Origin of the sequence: Gordonia aichiensis NBRC 108223, from assembly GCF_000332975.1 — a bacterium.
Lineage (GTDB): Bacteria > Actinomycetota > Actinomycetes > Mycobacteriales > Mycobacteriaceae > Gordonia > Gordonia aichiensis.
In genome coordinates, this window is sequence record NZ_BANR01000032.1 from 26,467 (window position 1) to 42,531 (window position 16,065).

A 16,065-nucleotide genomic window follows, 5' to 3' on the forward strand; every position below is an offset into this window, starting at 1 on the left:
GGCCTCACTCGGCCTCGAGACGTGCCTGACGATCGGCGGCCACAAGTGCGTCGAGTAACGCATCCATGTCGCCGCTGAGCACGGCGTCGAGGTTGTTCGCCTTGTAACCGATCCGGTGATCGGTGATCCGGTTCTCCGGAAAGTTGTAGGTACGAATGCGTTCGGAACGATCAACGGTGCGGATCTGCGCCGCCCGTCCTTCGGCGGCCGTTGCCTCGGCCTCCTCCTCGGCCGCAGACTGCAACCGCGCGGCCAGGACCTGCATGGCACGCGCCTTGTTCTGCAGCTGCGATCGCTCGTTCTGGCACGTCACGACGATTCCCGTCGGCAGATGAGTGATCCGGACGGCCGAGTCGGTGGTGTTGACCCCCTGCCCGCCCTTGCCCGAAGAGCGGTAGACGTCGATCCGCAGATCGGACTCGTCGATCTCGACCTCCTCGACCTCCTCGGGCTCCGGATAGATCAGGACGCCAGCAGCTGACGTGTGAATGCGGCCCTGCGACTCGGTCACGGGAACCCGCTGCACACGATGCACGCCGCCCTCGAACTTCAACCGCGACCACACACCGTCGCGCGAGGGTTCGCGCCCCTTGATCGAGAGCGTGGCCTCTTTGTATCCGCCGAGATCCGATTCCGTGACGCCGAGCACCTGCGCCTTCCACCCGTGGCGCTCGCAGTACTTCAGATACATCCGTGCGAGGTCGGAGGCGAACAACGCCGACTCTTCGCCACCGGCCCCGGATTTGATCTCCAGCACGACATCGTCGGAGTCATGCGGGTCGCGTGGTGCCAGCAGATCGGTCAGCGTGGCGTCCAGCTCATCAACCGACGCCTGTAGTCCTGGAATCTCCTCGGCGAACGCGGCGTCGTCGGCGGCCAGCTCCTGCGCCGCGGCGAGGTCGTCGCGCGCACTCACCAGCCTCGTGTAGGTCGCCATGATGGGGGCCAGCTGCGCGAACCGCTTGCCGACGCGACGTGCGGTTGCCGGGTCGTCGTGCAATGCGGGATCGGAGAGCTGCTGCTCAAGGCCCGCATGCTCAGCGAGGATGTCGTCGATGGCCCCATTGTTGGCGCCGCCTCCCGCGTCGCGCGTGTGTGCGCCTTTATGCACCGCTCATTCTCCTCATCGCATCGTCACTCCGCAGCCCGCTGGTCGTTGCACATCGCGGCACATACACGTCTTCGCAAACACAAACGACGCCCGACCCGGTCTGTGTGACCGGGCGGGCGTCGTCGGGAAAGCTACTTGGCGTCTGCGTTCTTGGTGCGCTTGCCGTAGCGCTTTTCGAAGCGCGCAACACGACCGCCGGTGTCGAGGATCTTCTGCTTGCCCGTGTAGAACGGGTGGCACTGCGAGCAGACTTCGACGTTGATCCGACCGTTCTCGGCGGTGCTACGGGTCTCGAAGGTGTTGCCACAGCCGCAGACGACCGTGGTCACGTGGTAATCGGGGTGAATGCCCTGCTTCATCTCTGGTGTCCCTTTCTCGTGGTCGCCGGGTCACCGCCGCGATTCGGCGGTGTGAACCGGTACCGGACTCGACCGATCAGTATGCCATCACGCCGGGTCCGCACGGAAATCGTGGCCTCGCGGCCGCGATACTGTCCGAGGAAACCCACTCGGCCTACTGTCTGCCACCCGCCTCAACACAGGCCCTCCCGCATTCATTCCCCCGACCACAGGCGCATCTACAGGTGAGCCTTGCTTTACTTAGGGTTACCTCGGTTATAGTCCTCGAGGGTCGAATCGGCCCCGAAGCCGACCGACCGTGCCGATCGCTTGTCGGCGACTGCTCCCCAGCGGATCGAGGCCGACGACGACATCACCCCCCACCTCTCTCACGAAGACGCCGATGACATGCACACAACGCATACCCACCCCGACCGTCCGCTCACCAGACGAAGGTCGGCGAAGCCCGCCCGCACGCCGACGTGGAATCGAAAGAACCCCTACCCGGCGACGGTGATCGCCAACACGGTCATCTCGGGGGCGGGTTCGGCGAAGGAGATCCGGCACCTGGTGATCTCGCTGGGCGACAGCGGCATCACCTACGAACCCGGCGATTCGCTGAGCGTGGTGCCACGCAATGATCCCGCGCTCGTCGATCACATCATCGAAAGACTCGGCGTCGCCCCCGACACCCCGGTCGCTGATCGCACCGAACAGCGCCCGCTACGGGATGTGCTACTCAACCGCTACGAGCTAGCTTCTGCCACAACGTATCTCGTCGACTACATCGCCGCGCGTTGCGGTGATGCCGAACTCACCGGTCTGGCCTCGACCGGCGATCGCACGGCCATCGACGCGTGGCTGCGAGGTAAAGACGTCCTCGACCTCCTCAACGTCGATGCGTCGCTGAGCATCAGCCCCGACGAGTTGCTGGCCGAACTGCAACCACTGGCGCATCGCGTCTACTCCATCTCGTCGAGTCCTCGTGCACACCCGGGCACCATTCATCTCACGATGTCGACCGTCCGCTACCGCTCGGGCGGGCGTGATCGCGGCGGCGTGTGCTCGACGCACCTCGCCGACCGGATCGCCGACGCCGATACGGTCGGAATCTTCGTGACCCCCAACAGGTACTTCCGACTGCCGGCCGACGACGCAAAGGTCATCATGGTCGGTCCGGGCACCGGGGTCGCACCGTTTCGTGCATTCCTGCACGAGCGAGCCGAACGCGGCGCATCGGGCCAGAACTGGCTGTTCTTCGGCGATCAGCGCGAGCAATACGACCACATCTACCGCGACGAGCTGGAGCGGTTCGTGTCCGACGGACTCCTCGACCATCTCGACGTCGCATTTTCCCGCGACCAGCAGCACAAGGTTTATGTGCAGGACAGGATGCGCGCCCGAGGAGCCGAGCTCTTCCGCTGGCTCGACGACGGCGCGTACCTGTTCGTCTGCGGCGACGCTGGGCGCATGGCGCCCGACGTCGAGGGCGCACTGCTCGACATCATCGCCGAACACGGCGGGCATAACCCGGACGAGGCGCGCGACATCCTGTCCCGACTCAAGAAGGACAAGCGATACGTGCGTGACGTCTACTGACCTCTTGCCGATCCGGGCGCGTGGGTCCGGCGGCCGGGAGGTCGTGTTCGACGACCCGCTGCGCACCACACGAACAACGTTGGTAGACAACGACACCCGTAGAGATGAGATGGCGGGACGCGGTGGTCCAGCAATGGACGTGAGCACGGCATGAGAGCGACATGCCCCCACTGTGCTGTAATGGCATTATGCATTTCAACCATTACGGACGGGATGCCGTAGCGCTGGCCGTCGATCTGGCCAACCGCCCTCCCACCGATCCGGACGAACTCGTCGCCAGGTGTGACGCAGCCGGATTCGTGTTCGACTCCGACGACATCGGCCTCGACGACCTACGCAAGACCGTCGACTACCTCGAACACTGGCGTGACGTCGCCCGAGCCACCGACGAGCAGACCCGCGCAGATCTCCTGAACGAATTGCTCGTACGCCATGCAGCAGCCCCTCGACTCACCAACCACGCCGGCTCCGGATGGCATCTGCACTTTCGCGATGACGATGTCGCGGGCTGGCAACAGATCTGTGTGTTGATCTCTGCCGCCACCGCTTTGCATCTCACCGGCCGTGGAATCGACCGCATGGGGGCATGCGAACTCGACGAATGCACTCACGTCTTCGCCGACACGTCGCGCAACGGACGGCAGCGCTACTGCTCGCCCGCATGTGCGAACCGGGCCGCAGTGCGCCGCCATCGCGCCGGACACACCCGAGCGGGCCGAGGCGGGCACACAACGACGAGATAGTCAGTCGTCTTGCGGTCAGTCGTCTTGCGGTCAGTCGTCTTGCGGTCAGTCGTCTTTCATGGCGCCGGGGGCATTGGACTGCACCTGCAGCAAGAACTCGTAGTTGTTCTTGGTCTTCTTGAGCTGGCTGATCAACAAATCGATCGCCTGTTGCGAATCGAGTCCGCTCAAGACCCGACGCAGCTTGTGCATGATGCCGAACTCCTCGGCCGACATCAGCAGTTCATCCTTACGGGTGCTCGACTGATTGACGTCGACGGCCGGGAACACACGACGATCAGCGATCTTGCGATCGAGCTTGAGCTCGGCGTTACTGGTGCCCTTGAACTCCTCGAAGATCACCGTGTCGCCGGTCGAGCCGGTCTCCACCAACGCTGAGGCGATGATGGTCAGCGAGCCGCCGTTCTCGATGTTGCGGGCGGCGCCCAGGAATCGCTTCGGCGGATAGAGGGCCGTCGAATCGACACCACCGGACAGGATGCGACCCGACGCGGGTGAGGCGTTGTTGTACGCGCGGCCCAGGCGGGTGATCGAGTCGAGCAGCACCACGACGTCCTTGCCCTGCTCGACGAGTCGCTTGGCGCGCTCGATCGCGAGTTCGGACACCGAGGTGTGATCTGACGGCGGACGGTCGAAGGTCGAGGCGATGACCTCACCCTTGACCGAACGCTGCATGTCGGTGACTTCTTCAGGTCGCTCGTCAACAAGAACGACCATCAGGTGGCATTCGGGATTGTTGGTCGCGATCGCGTTGGCGATGTCCTGAAGAATCGTCGTCTTACCGGCCTTCGGCGGCGACACGATCAGGGCGCGCTGCCCCTTGCCGATCGGCATGATGAGGTCGATGACCCGGGTGTCGAGCTGTTCCTTACCCGTTTCGAGACGCAGTCGCTGATTCGGGTAGAGCGGAGTCAGTTTGTTGAAATCGGGACGCTTACGAGCGGCGTCGACATCCATGCCGTTGACCGAGTCGAGTCGTACCAGCGGATTGAACTTCTGGCGCTGATTCTGCTGCTCCCCCTCGCGCGGTACCTTGACCGCGCCGGTGATCGCGTCGCCTCGTCGCAATCCGTTCTTGCGCACGAGATTCATCGACACGTACACGTCGTTCGGGCCTGCGAGGTAACCGGAGGTGCGCACGAAGGCGTAGTTGTCGAGGACGTCGAGGATGCCTGCGACAGGCTGCAGCACGTCGTCCTCGGAGATCTGGGGCTCTCCTCCACCCGAACCGTCACGATCGCGCCCACGGCGGCGTTCGCGGAACCGACGACCTCGACGTCCGCGGCCACCGCCCTCGCCGTCGTCATCACGGTTGTTGTTGTCGCGATTGTTGTTCGGGCCCTGGTTCTTGTTGCTGCCCTGCTGGTTGCCCTCGCCCTGGTTGCCGCCACCGCCCTGGTTGCCGCCCTGCTGCGCTCCGTTGGAGCCGTTCGCGTTCGACCCGCCCTGGCCGCCATTGCGGTTACGGTTACGGTTGCGGTTGTTTCCGCCGCCCTGGTGTGACGAGTTGTCGTTGTCACCTCGAGCGTTGTCACCTCGAGCGTTGTCACCGCGGTCATTGTCGCCGCGAGCGTTCTCGCTGTGGTCAGTGGTGGGGCTCTCGCTCTTCGCGCGGGCGCTCTCGTTCTGCCCGCTCGGCTCCCCCGTCGCGCCATTCGCCGCGTTGTCGGCGGATGCCTCTGCGCGCGGCGCGGCACTGCTCTCGGAGGTGATCGTCATCTGCTCGGGCGCCGTCTCGGCGGAGGCAGGGTTCTTCGTGCGACGTACTGCGCCGCGGGTGGCCCTGGGGGCCTCGGCAGCAGATGTCTCCGCCTTCGCAGACGTCGCCGTGGGAGCGTCGGCAGCGGTAGCTGCCGCGCCCTGACGCTCTTTGATAGCGGCGATCAGATCGCCCTTGCGCATCCCGGACGTGCCCTTGATCCCCAGCTCACCTGCGAGTGAACGGAGTTCGGTCAGCACCATGCCGGAGAGTCCCGTGCGGGTCTTGGTCTTGGGTGCGCCTTTGTCGTCGGCGACGCTTGGCGCGGTGATCAGGTCCGTATCAGTCACGGATGTCCTTTCGTTCCTCCGCAGTCAGATGCTGCATGAGGTCGTGATGTCGCCTACTGAGGTGTCCGACGACGCCAGATCGGTTCGACGCCTCGTCAACCTTCAGAGGAAATGACCGCCGTCCGTTCTGAACCGGCGGACAGGATTGTGGTCCCGCTGCGGTGTGTCACTCCTGAACTGCTGTGCTCTGGACAACTGCTGCGCTCTCGACAACTGTTGTGCCCCCGAGAACATGTGGGCCCTCGAGCAACACTGCCGACTCGCGGATTGCGCGATGCCCCAGATCGGTGACTGCTCATATACGCACCCGGGAGCCGACCGGATGATGATCAGAGATCGTTGAGAAGCACGGCTGCACGAGCCTGCGCGGCTAGACCAGTTTATGATAACCCCCCAGGCATGGTACCGGCAACACGCCGAATCCGCATGAGGAGATTCAGCAGACCGCGACGCCGCCGGCGATCTCCAGTTGAGCAACACGAAATCCCTGCTCGGAGGCCAGTTCGCGGGTGGCGGCGTCAACCGACCGGGTGCCGAGAACCAGTACGCTCGGACCCGCACCGGACACCGTTGCGGCATATCCCCTGGTGCGGAGATCGGCAACGAGACGCGCTGTCTCCGGCATCGCAGCGGCGCGATAGGGCTGATGCAGCCTATCGTCGGTGGCAGCGAACAAGCAGCGGGGATCCGACGTCAACGCCACGACGGCGAGCGCCGCGCGGCTGACGTTGAAGATCGCGTCGGTGCGCGGCACAGAGTCGGGTAGCAGCCCACGCGTGTAGGACGTCGACGATTCAGTTGCCGGCACGAACACCGTGGCACCGATATCGGGATGAACATCGAGGCGGCGCGCGCCGTATGCCGGATGCTCTCCGGGTTCGATCCAGGTCACGACTGCTGAACCGAGGATGCTGGCGGCAGCGTTGTCCGGGTGACCTTCGAATGCGCTGGCCAGTTGCACCAGGTCCGCGTCGGAGATCCGACCGCCGAATCCTGCGGCGACAACGAGGGCCGACGCCGCCGCGAGCCCGGAGACCGCAGCCGACGCCGACGATCCGAGCCCACGCGAGTGTGGGATGGCGTTGACCGTCTTCAGATGCAGCCCGCCTGCCGACACGCCCGCATGTGCGAGGCCCGCGAGGAGCGCACGGACGACGAGGTGGTTGGCATCGCGCGGGACGTCGTCTGCAGACTCGCCCGCGACGTCGACGTCGATCCCTGCGGCCGTGGTGGAGACGATCACCTCGTCGTACAGGCCGAGCGAGATACCGAGGGAGTCGAACCCCGGGCCGAGGTTCGCACTCGAGGCGGGCACCCGCACTCTCGCCGAAAGTCCTTCCGGCAGTTGCCGATACACCGTATCCGGGCTGACCATTCGTCGGGCCGTCCCGGATTCAGGCGACGCCGAGCGCATCGGCGACCGCCACTGGATCGACCGGAATGGCCTCGACCTCGGGCATCCCGAGCAGCGCTGTGTCGGGATCCTTGAGGCCGTTGCCGGTCACCGTGCAGACGACGGTCTGCCCCGGCGTGATCCAGCCGTCGGCGTGGGCGGAGAGAAGGCCGGCAACGCTTGCCGCCGAGGCGGGTTCGACGAAGACCCCTTCCGTGCCCGCCACGAGTCGATACGCCTCGAGGAGCTTCTCGTCGGTGGCCGCACGGAACTGTCCGCCGGACTCCTCCTTGGCGGCCACCGCCTGATTCCAACTCGCGGGCGATCCGATGCGGATCGCCGTGGCGATCGTCTCCGGGTCCTTCACGGGCGCGCCGTTGACGAGCGGAGCGGCACCAGCTGCTTGAACTCCCAGCATCCGGGGCAGATCGCTGATGCCGTCGGCGTGGTACTCGCGGTAGCCCTTCCAGTACGCGGTGATGTTGCCGGCGTTCCCGACGGGCAACACGTGCACATCGGGCGCACGGCCGAGCACGTCGACGATCTCGAACGCTGCGGTCTTCTGCCCCTCGATGCGAGCCGGGTTGACCGAGTTGACCAGTTCGATCTCGGTGAACTCCGCGGTCGCCTTGCGTGCGAGTTCGAGACAGTCGTCGAAGTTGCCCTGCACCTGAATGATCTTGGCGCCGCTCATCACGGCCTGGGCGAGCTTGCCCATCGCGATCTTGCCCTCGGGGATGAGCACCGCGCAGGTGATCCCGGCACGGGTGGCGTAGGCGGCTGCCGACGCCGACGTGTTGCCGGTCGAGGCACACAGCACCGCGGTCTTGCCGTTGTTGACCGCATTGCTCACCGCCATGGTCATGCCACGGTCTTTGAACGAGCCGGTGGGGTTGAGGCCCTCCACCTTGAGGTAGACGTCGCAGCCGGTCAGCTCCGAGAGGTGGCGCGCAGGCACCAGTGGTGTCGCGCCCTCGAGGAGCGTCACCACCGTCCAGTCGTCACCGACGGGCAGTCGGGACCGGTACGCTTCGATCAGCCCCGGCCAGCCTGCATGCACGGCAGCGTGCGCGGGTGCGTTGGTGGCGTCAGTCATCGGTTCCTTCCAATCGAAGAACGCTCGACACCGTGGTCACGGAGTCCATGTCTTCAAGTGCTGCAACGCATTCCGACTGCGCTCTATCGGGTGCGCGGTGTGTCACGACAATGAGCCGCGCGTCGTCGCCCGCGCCCTCCTGGCGCACGGCGGCGATACTCACGGATCTCTTCGAGAATTCGTTGGCGACCTGCGAGAGTACACCGGGCTTGTCGGCGACTCGCATCGAGACGTAATACCGCGTCGGTACCTCGTCGATCGAGGCGATCGGCAACGAGGCATAGGTCGACTCCAGGGGACCGCGTCCGCCGTGGACCTTGTTGCGCGCGGCCATCACCATGTCGCCGAGCACGGCCGATGCCGTGGGCGCGCCGCCCGCTCCCTGCCCGTAGAACATGAGCCTGCCTGCGTTCTCTGCTTCCACCACGACGGCGTTGAACGCGCCGTTGACGGTCGCGAGCGGGTGCGACAGCGGGATGAGTGCGGGGTAGACGCGCGCGGAGACGCGCTGCGAACCGTCGTCGCCACGAACGCGCTCACAGATCGAGAGCAGTTTCACCGTGCAGTCGAACTTCCGTGCGGCAGCGAGGTCGTCCGGCGTCACGTGCGTGATGCCCTCGCGATAGACATCGGCAGCGGTTACGCGGGTGTGGAAGGCGATCGACGCAAGGATCGCGGCCTTCGCCGCCGCGTCATAGCCTTCGACGTCCGCAGTCGGATCTGCCTCCGCGTAACCGAGACGTCCTGCCTCTGCGAGCGTTTCGTCGTAGGCTGCACCGGTCTCGGCCATGGCCGAGAGGATGAAGTTGGTGGTGCCGTTGACGATTCCCGCGACCCGCTCGACGGTGTCGCCTGCGAGTGACTGCATCAGCGGACGCACCACTGGGATCGCACCGGCGACGGCAGCCTCGAAGTAGAGGTCAACCTTCGCCTGCGCTGCGGCGGTGGCGAGTTCGCCCGTGTACTCGGCAAGCAAAGCCTTGTTCGCCGTCACCACCGACTTGCCCGATTCCAGTGCGGTGCGGATCAATTCACGCGCGGGATCGATACCGCCCATGAGTTCGACGACGATGTCGACATCGTCGCGTGCGACCAGGCCCGCAGGATCGTCGGTGATCAATTCCTGCGCAATCTTGCGCGGACGGCTCAGATCGCGGACTGCCACGCCGCGCAGTTCGACCGGGGCGCCAACACGGGCGCGCAGATCCGCGGCGTTCTCCTCGATGATCCTGACCACCTCTGCGCCGACGTTGCCCATACCGAGCACCGCGATGCCGATCGTCTTCTTCTCGCTCATTCAGCTCACCTCCAGCCGCAAATAGTCGTCGAGAGTTTCGCGACGAAGGATCACCCTCGCCGTTCCGTCGGCCACCGCGACCACGGCAGGCCTCATCACCATGTTGTATCGACTCGACATCGAGTAGCAGTAAGCGCCAGTCGCCGCGACCGCGATGAGGTCCCCGGGGCCCAGATCGCCGGGCAACCAACAGTCACGAATGACGATATCGCCACTCTCGCAGTGCTTTCCGACGACGCGGCTGACGACCGGCTCGGCGTCGGACACTCGAGAGACCAACCGGACGTCGTATTCGGCCTGGTACAGCACAGTGCGGATGTTGTCGCTCATGCCGCCGTCGACGGACACGTAGCGGCGTACCGATCCACCACCGAGTTCGATGTCCTTGATGGTTCCCACCCGGTACAGCGTGATGGTGCCGGGGCCTGCTATCGCACGTCCGGGCTCGACGGCGATGGTCGGCATCGGTAACCCCACCGCTTCCGACTCGCGACGAACGATGCCCGCCAGGGTCTCGGCGACGTCGGAGACAGGCAGCGGATCCTCGTCCGGTAGGTACGAGATACCCAGTCCCCCGCCCAGATCGACAATCGACATCTGCGACGTCTTGTCGACACCGAACTCGGCGACGACATCGCGCAGCAGCCCGAGGACGCGGTGTGCCGCGAGCTCGAAGCCGTCCATGTCGAAGATCTGCGAGCCGATGTGGCTGTGCAGTCCCACGAGGCGGAGATTGTCGGTGGCGAACACCGCACGAACCGCATCCATGGCGACGCCGCCCGACAACGCGAATCCGAATTTCTGGTCCTCGTGTGCCGTAGCGATGAATTCATGGGTGTGCGCTTCGACGCCCACGGTCACGCGGATGAGGACGTCGGCCACCACGCCGCGTTCGCCCGCGAGCCTGTCGAGCCGTTCGATCTCGATCATCGAATCCAGCACGATGTGCCCAACACCGGCGTCGAGTGCCGCACCCAACTCGTCGATGCTCTTGTTGTTGCCGTGCAGCGCGATTCGCTCCGCAGGGAAACCCGCGTGCAGCGCAATCGCGAGCTCACCGCCGGAGCAGACATCCAGGGAGAGTCCCTCTTGATCCACCCAGCGAGCGATCTCGCTGCACAGAAACGCTTTCGAGGCGTAGTGCACCCGACCGTACGGGCCGAAGGCGGCCATCATGTCACGGCATCGGGAGCGGAAATCGTCCTCGTCGAGCACAAACAGTGGCGTGCCGAATGTCTCTGCCAGCTCCCCTACGCCGACGCCCGCGATGGTCAGCTCACCGGATTCGGCGCGTACAGCGTTGCGTGGGAAGACGTTTGCCGGAATTCTGGCCACCGCGGCTGGGTCGCTGGGCTGCTGCGCCAGGTGTGGCGCGGCGGCGATCTCCGCGTGGCGCGGTCCGGCCGGATGCGCGTTCACATCCGCTCCTGGGCGCTGACGCCGATGAGGTCGAGTCCGTTGCGCAGCACCTGACGGGTTGCGGCGCAGAGCGCGAGCCTCGCACCATGAATGTCGCCGGGCTCCTCGTCGCCCTGCGGCAGCACGCGATTGTGTGCGTAGAAGCGGTGGTAGGCCCCGGCGAGGGACTCCAGATATCGCGAGATGCGATGCGGTTCACGCAGTTGCGCGGCCGTCGCCACGACTTCGTCGAAGTCGCCGATCGTGCGGATCAGATCGCCTTCGGTGTCCGAGTCGAGGAGGTCGACGTGCTCGAGGCGCGGTTTCAGACCCAGCTCGTCGGCGTTGCGCGCGATAGCCGACAACCGGGCGTGCGCGTACTGCACGTAGTACACCGGATTGTCGTTGGACTGCTTGGCCAGCAGGTCGAGATCGATATCGATGTTGACGTCGATCGACGAGCGGATCAGCGCGTAGCGCGCTGCGTCGACCCCGACCGCGTCGACGAGGTCGTCGAGTGTGATGACGGTGCCCGCACGCTTGCTCATCCGTACCGGTACGCCGTCACGGACGAGGTTGACCATCTGTCCGATGAGAACCTCGACGGTGTCGGGGTCGTCGCCCAGCGCAGCGGCGGCTGCCTTGAGGCGCTTGATGTAGCCGTGGTGGTCGGCACCGAGCATGTACATGCACAGGTTGAAGCCGCGATTGCGCTTGTCTCGGTAGTACGCGATGTCACCTGCGATGTAGGCGGCCTCGCCGTCGCTCTTGATGACGACGCGGTCTTTGTCGTCGCCGAAACTCGTCGTGCGCAGCCACCACGCGCCGTCAGACTCGTAGAGATTGCCGTTCGCGCGAAGTTCGGCGATGCACTCCTCCACCAGACCCGAGGTGAACATCGAGTTCTCGTGGGTGAAGACGTCGAAGTCGGTGCCGAACTCGTGAAGGCTCGACTTGATGTGGTCGAACATCAACTCAACGCCCACCGACCGGAACGTCTCACGACGTTGCTCCTGCGGCTGCGAGAAAACGTCGGGAACCGCCTCGATCACCTTGTTCGCGATCTCGACGATGTACTCACCGGCGTATCCGTCGTCGGGCGTCGGCTCACCGAGTGCGGATGCCTCCAGGGAGCGTGCGAACTTGTCGATCTGCGAGCCGTGGTCGTTGAAGTAGTACTCGCGGGTGACCTTTGCGCCGCGCGCTGCCAGCACTCGGCCGAGCGCGTCTCCGACGGCCGCCCATCGGGTACCGCCGAGGTGGATCGGCCCGGTCGGGTTGGCCGAGACGAACTCGAGGTTGATGGTCTTGTCGCTGAACTCGTCACCCTTGCCGTACTCGGTCGTCTGGGTGAGCACCGTCTCGATAACGCTGTTCTGCGCGGCGGCAGCCAGCCAGATGTTGACGAAACCAGGCCCCGCGACCTCGGCCTTCTCGATACCATCCGCAGCGGAGAACGCCTCCACGAGCCACCCTGCGAGTTCACGCGGGTTGACCCCCAGCTTCTTGCCGAGCTGGAGCGCGACGTTGGTTGAGTAATCGCCGTGATCGGCGTGGCGAGGACGCTCGACGACCACGGATTCGGGCACCAGAGACGTGTCGAGTCCGCGATCGGACACGACGGTCCGGGTCACGGTGCTCAACAATGCGGCGAGATCGGCGGGAGTCACAGGTCATCATCCTATTGGCCCCGCTTCGGCAAGCCACAACTGCCTGGTGAATCGTAGAGTTGTGAAGCGTGATCCCTGCGATACGACTCTGGAATGACAGCGACGGCCGGTCCCATGTCGAGCACGGCTCGATCTCGCTCGACGCGCACACTCTGCGGTCTGCCGAGGCGGCGACAACCACCGCTGCGTTCCAGGAAACCGCCGAGGGCGGTTCGTTTGCCTGGCACACCGCGCCGCGGCGTCAGTATGTGATCACGCTCGCCGGTGTGCTCGACTTCGTCACCCGCGACGCCGAGACGTTCCGCTTGGAGCCCGGCACAGTGCTGGTGGCCGAGGACACCGACGGCACCGGCCATCGATGGGAGTTGCTCGGCGACGTTCCGTGGAGACGCCTCTACGTGGGGCTTGCCGACGACGCGGAATCGGGGTTCCAGCCGGAGTGACAGCGTCCTACGGTGTCAGACGGACATAGGGCGCGGGATCGCCCGGTTGCTGATGTTGCGCGTGTTTCCATAGTTGATCGGTAAAGGTCACGCATACACCATGTCGAAGGGATCGAGGGTCACGATCATCGGCACGCCGCCTTTGCTGGTGTAGCTGCCGTCGACACCGAAACTGTCACTCAGCGCGAATTGACGTGCCCGCCAGTCGAATGCGAACACATCAGCATGCACACCCCTGCTGCCGAACGCCGAGTCGACGAACTGCTGTGATACAGGTCCGGAACTGTCGTCGTGGAACCGCAGAAGTCCCCCGTTGCCAGAGACTCCGCACAGTCCGGCGTCGGCGAAGAATGATCCGACCAAAGGCGGTTGCCATGTACCGCCGGACAGTCTCTGAAAGTTCCATTCCACGGCACGTTCCTCTCCACAGGATCAGCGCGGCCGCCAAGGCCGTCACGCCGACGTCGGTCCGGTAGCGCGACTCTACGTCGGACACGGATGTCACCGTACGAGCAACACGACGAGCGGGCAGCGATGCCGGGGCGGATACACGGATGGTAGGAGAGACGGTAGGAGAAAGGCGCCTGCGGCAGTCGCCTACACCACGATGGGCGCACTCCGACTGGATTCGGCGAGGATGTGACAGTGCGCCTGCGTGAATCTCTTTCAAGCCCGCCCAAAGGGTTCACGCGGTTGATCGAAGTTGCTCCAACACCGGTTGTACCGACAAATCCGCAGCTCACCGCACACTCTCGGGCGGCAACAGTGTCACGCCAGCAACGCAGACTCTCGCCCAAGCAGATCGAGTCGCTGGTACGCGACTACCGCGCCGGCGCCACCGCGAGCGACCTGGCTACCTCCTACGGCATCCACCGGCTGACGGTTGCCAAGCACATCCAACGCAGCGGAGAGCAGACCCGCAACTTGCGATCTTTCGAGGGTGCTCGACTCGAACGCCTCATCTCCGAGTATCAAGCTGGCCGCTCCACCGAAGCCCTTGGCCGACAGTACGGTGTCGCTGGCAGCACCGTCGCTCGCAACCTTCGACGTGCGGGAGTTCAGCTCCGGTAGGACCATCGGATGCCCGGTCGGCCGGTCGCAATGTCCACCGATCGAAAGGCGTTCTACGCTGGAAGTATGACCGAATCGTGGGCGTCGACTCCGGCCCGCAGGCGCAATATGCAGGCCAACCGACATCGAGACACTCAGCCGGAATTGCTGGTCAGACGGCTCTTGCACGCGCGAGGGCTCCGCTACCGTGTCGATGTCAGGCCGGTTCCCGAGCTGCGCCGTAGAGCTGACATCGTCTTTACAAGACAGCTCGTCGCCGTATTCATAGACGGCTGCTTCTGGCATGGCTGCCCCGACCACGGGTCGCGGGAATTCCATACGAACGCAAACTATTGGTCGGCAAAGATTGCTCGCAACGTCAACCGCGATGCTGACACGACGGCGCGGCTCATCGCCACAGGCTGGAAAGTTCTTCGATTCTGGGAACACTCTTCACCCACCGAAGTGGCCGACGAGATCGAACGTGCCGTGCGTGACGCCCGATGACCTGGCCGTTTGTTGACCAATGCGTGTCGATACACCGTCCGACGCGCGCCACACCGTATCGTCTGCCCCTAGGACGTGTGCCACCGTTGGCACGGTTGTCGGACCCTGACCGTAGAGTGTGCCGCGACCACCGACAGTGGCCGGAAAGGACGGCAGAACACCGATGAGCGGCGGCACTGTGAGAACACTACCGAAGCCTGGCGCAGACTCCACGACGAACAAGGTGCGAGTCGCGAGCTTCTTCGCGGGCATCGGCGGCTTCGACCTCGGCTTCGAGAACTCCGAGATGATGGAGACGGTGTGGCAATGCGAGAAGAAAGAATTCTGTCTCGACATCCTCGAAAAGCACTGGCCGAATGTTCCCCGAGCTACCGACATCCAGCAGGTGAAAGCAAATGACATCCCCGAAGCAGAAATCTGGGCAGGCGGCTTCCCGTGTCAAGACGTCAGCCTCGCACGCATGGGACCCCGAAGCGGGCTCCGAGGGAAGCAGTCAGGACTCTTCTACGACTTTGCGGAGCTTATTAAAGAGCGCCGCCCCAAAGTTGTTGTCCTCGAAAACGTTGCGGCTCTCCTCTCTTCCCACGAAGGACGAGATTTTGCGGTCATCATACGGACGCTGGCCGACATCGGGTATAGCGTTGCCTGGCGGGTACTTGACAGTCGACACTTCGGCGTCCCCCAAAGTCGCACAAGAGTCTTCATTGTCGGATCTCTTGGAGACCCAGCCGGTCCCGGACAGGTACTTTTTGAGCCCGAATGCGGCGACCGGGATTCTGAGAAGAGCCGACCGGATGGGAAGAAATCTGTTTCCCCCTTTGCGATCAGCGTTGGAAATCCTAAGCAAGGGTTCGTCAAAAAGCTAGCGCACTGCCTCTATGCGGAATCTGCTCGCCACACTGGAACAGACTGGTCACGAAACTACGTCTCGTACCCCGAGGGCCGCGTTCGCCGGCTTACTCCATTGGAGACAGAGCGGCTACAGGGCTTCCCTGATAACTGGACCATCCCCACGCACGATATGCCTAACGAGAACACGCTCGATTCGGCGCGATACCACGCGTGCGGCAACGCCGTCTCGGTGCCCGTCGCCGAGTGGATAGGACAGCGAATCGTTGATGTGATGGGCAAAGAGCTACTGGCGGGTCAGGTCGCCTCGGGAAACGAAACTCCCAAGTCGGCATAAAGCAATTCGAGGTATCTCGGATCAGGCCGATCGTTCTGCTCTACTGGGAGCCGACCGTGTGGGATAACACTCCGGTCGGCTCCCAGCATTTTCAGGCTATCGGCATCAAGCCGAGTAGCTAGCAGCGTGTGACGCATGTAGTAGGCGCCGTCTTCACACTGAAGTGTTACTACACCGGCATCGAA

The 16,065-nt window shown here is 64.2% G+C and carries 15 protein-coding genes; 6 read left to right on the forward strand and 9 right to left on the reverse strand.

What is annotated here, in order from left to right; genetic code table 11:
• Positions 1 to 4 precede the first annotated feature (4 nt).
• The gene (gene prfA / locus GOACH_RS20870; RefSeq protein WP_005179445.1) at positions 5 to 1,111 is read right to left on the reverse strand and encodes a peptide chain release factor 1; all 1,107 of its coding nucleotides are present in this window, start codon (positions 1,109 to 1,111) and stop codon (positions 5 to 7) included.
• A gap of 131 nt (positions 1,112 to 1,242) precedes the next feature.
• Positions 1,243 to 1,470 (reverse strand): 50S ribosomal protein L31, encoded by a 228-nt coding sequence (gene rpmE, locus GOACH_RS20875; protein ID WP_005179448.1) that lies wholly within the window; start codon positions 1,468 to 1,470, stop codon positions 1,243 to 1,245.
• 309 nt (positions 1,471 to 1,779) lie between these two features.
• Here rpmE and GOACH_RS20880 point away from each other — a divergent pair, with 309 nt between their 5' ends.
• Positions 1,780 to 3,048: a sulfite reductase subunit alpha gene (locus GOACH_RS20880; RefSeq protein WP_005179454.1), complete on the forward strand. Its 1,269-nt coding sequence runs from the start codon at positions 1,780 to 1,782 to the stop codon at positions 3,046 to 3,048.
• A gap of 188 nt (positions 3,049 to 3,236) precedes the next feature.
• Positions 3,237 to 3,791 carry a CGNR zinc finger domain-containing protein gene (locus GOACH_RS20885; RefSeq protein WP_052004088.1) on the forward strand — a complete coding sequence of 185 codons (555 nt, stop codon included), beginning with the start codon at positions 3,237 to 3,239 and terminating at the stop codon, positions 3,789 to 3,791.
• A 45-nt stretch (positions 3,792 to 3,836) separates the two neighbouring features.
• Here the strand turns inward: GOACH_RS20885 and rho are convergent, their stop codons facing one another.
• The 6 genes from rho to argS form a co-directional block, all read right to left on the reverse strand.
• The gene (rho, locus tag GOACH_RS20890; protein WP_005179460.1) at positions 3,837 to 5,840 is read right to left on the reverse strand and encodes a transcription termination factor Rho; all 2,004 of its coding nucleotides are present in this window, start codon (positions 5,838 to 5,840) and stop codon (positions 3,837 to 3,839) included.
• A 436-nt stretch (positions 5,841 to 6,276) separates the two neighbouring features.
• Complete coding sequence (gene thrB, locus GOACH_RS20895; RefSeq protein ID WP_040519340.1) at positions 6,277 to 7,254, reverse strand: homoserine kinase; 978 nt, start codon at positions 7,252 to 7,254, stop codon at positions 6,277 to 6,279.
• Complete coding sequence (gene thrC / locus GOACH_RS20900) at positions 7,235 to 8,329, reverse strand: threonine synthase (RefSeq protein ID WP_005179467.1); 1,095 nt, start codon at positions 8,327 to 8,329, stop codon at positions 7,235 to 7,237. The genes thrB and thrC overlap by 20 nt, the downstream gene beginning before the upstream one ends.
• Positions 8,322 to 9,626: a homoserine dehydrogenase gene (locus GOACH_RS20905; RefSeq protein ID WP_005179469.1), complete on the reverse strand. Its 1,305-nt coding sequence runs from the start codon at positions 9,624 to 9,626 to the stop codon at positions 8,322 to 8,324. The genes thrC and GOACH_RS20905 overlap by 8 nt, the downstream gene beginning before the upstream one ends.
• Complete coding sequence (gene lysA / locus GOACH_RS20910) at positions 9,627 to 11,045, reverse strand: diaminopimelate decarboxylase (protein WP_005179471.1); 1,419 nt, start codon at positions 11,043 to 11,045, stop codon at positions 9,627 to 9,629.
• Positions 11,042 to 12,694 (reverse strand): arginine--tRNA ligase, encoded by a 1,653-nt coding sequence (gene argS / locus GOACH_RS20915; protein WP_005179473.1) that lies wholly within the window; start codon positions 12,692 to 12,694, stop codon positions 11,042 to 11,044. Before argS ends, lysA begins: the two co-directional genes overlap by 4 nt.
• A 68-nt stretch (positions 12,695 to 12,762) precedes the next feature.
• Between argS and GOACH_RS20920 the strand changes: the two genes are divergently transcribed.
• Positions 12,763 to 13,137 (forward strand): cupin domain-containing protein, encoded by a 375-nt coding sequence (locus GOACH_RS20920; protein ID WP_005179474.1) that lies wholly within the window; start codon positions 12,763 to 12,765, stop codon positions 13,135 to 13,137.
• A gap of 87 nt (positions 13,138 to 13,224) precedes the next feature.
• On the opposite strand, the gene GOACH_RS20925 is transcribed toward GOACH_RS20920, so the two are convergent.
• A complete protein-coding gene (locus tag GOACH_RS20925; protein WP_005179476.1) occupies positions 13,225 to 13,548 on the reverse strand; it encodes a hypothetical protein in 324 nt (107 codons plus the stop codon).
• Between the two features lie 354 nt (positions 13,549 to 13,902).
• Here GOACH_RS20925 and GOACH_RS23870 point away from each other — a divergent pair, with 354 nt between their 5' ends.
• The 3 genes from GOACH_RS23870 to GOACH_RS20940 all read left to right on the forward strand — a co-directional run bounded on the left by GOACH_RS23870 (position 13,903) and on the right by GOACH_RS20940 (position 15,880).
• Complete coding sequence (locus GOACH_RS23870; protein WP_005179477.1) at positions 13,903 to 14,208, forward strand: helix-turn-helix domain-containing protein; 306 nt, start codon at positions 13,903 to 13,905, stop codon at positions 14,206 to 14,208.
• Positions 14,209 to 14,274: 66 nt separating this feature from the next.
• The gene (locus GOACH_RS23170; protein ID WP_157227901.1) at positions 14,275 to 14,694 is read left to right on the forward strand and encodes a very short patch repair endonuclease; all 420 of its coding nucleotides are present in this window, start codon (positions 14,275 to 14,277) and stop codon (positions 14,692 to 14,694) included.
• 163 nt (positions 14,695 to 14,857) lie between these two features.
• Positions 14,858 to 15,880 (forward strand): DNA cytosine methyltransferase, encoded by a 1,023-nt coding sequence (locus GOACH_RS20940; protein ID WP_005179480.1) that lies wholly within the window; start codon positions 14,858 to 14,860, stop codon positions 15,878 to 15,880.
• Positions 15,881 to 16,065: the final 185 nt, after the last annotated feature.

Bases quoted from the DNA above. Each gene is read 5' to 3' on its own strand.
- GOACH_RS20905 (WP_005179469.1), bottom strand. From the start codon at position 9,626: ATGAGCGAGAAGAAGACGATCGGCATCGCGGTGCTCGGTATGGGCAAC.
- rpmE (WP_005179448.1), bottom strand. From the start codon at position 1,470: ATGAAGCAGGGCATTCACCCCGATTACCACGTGACCACGGTCGTCTGC.
- GOACH_RS20940 (WP_005179480.1), top strand. From the start codon at position 14,858: ATGAGCGGCGGCACTGTGAGAACACTACCGAAGCCTGGCGCAGACTCC.
- thrC (WP_005179467.1), bottom strand. From the start codon at position 8,329: ATGACTGACGCCACCAACGCACCCGCGCACGCTGCCGTGCATGCAGGC.
- thrB (WP_040519340.1), bottom strand. From the start codon at position 7,254: ATGCGCTCGGCGTCGCCTGAATCCGGGACGGCCCGACGAATGGTCAGC.
- GOACH_RS20885 (WP_052004088.1), top strand. From the start codon at position 3,237: ATGCATTTCAACCATTACGGACGGGATGCCGTAGCGCTGGCCGTCGAT.
- GOACH_RS23170 (WP_157227901.1), top strand. From the start codon at position 14,275: ATGACCGAATCGTGGGCGTCGACTCCGGCCCGCAGGCGCAATATGCAG.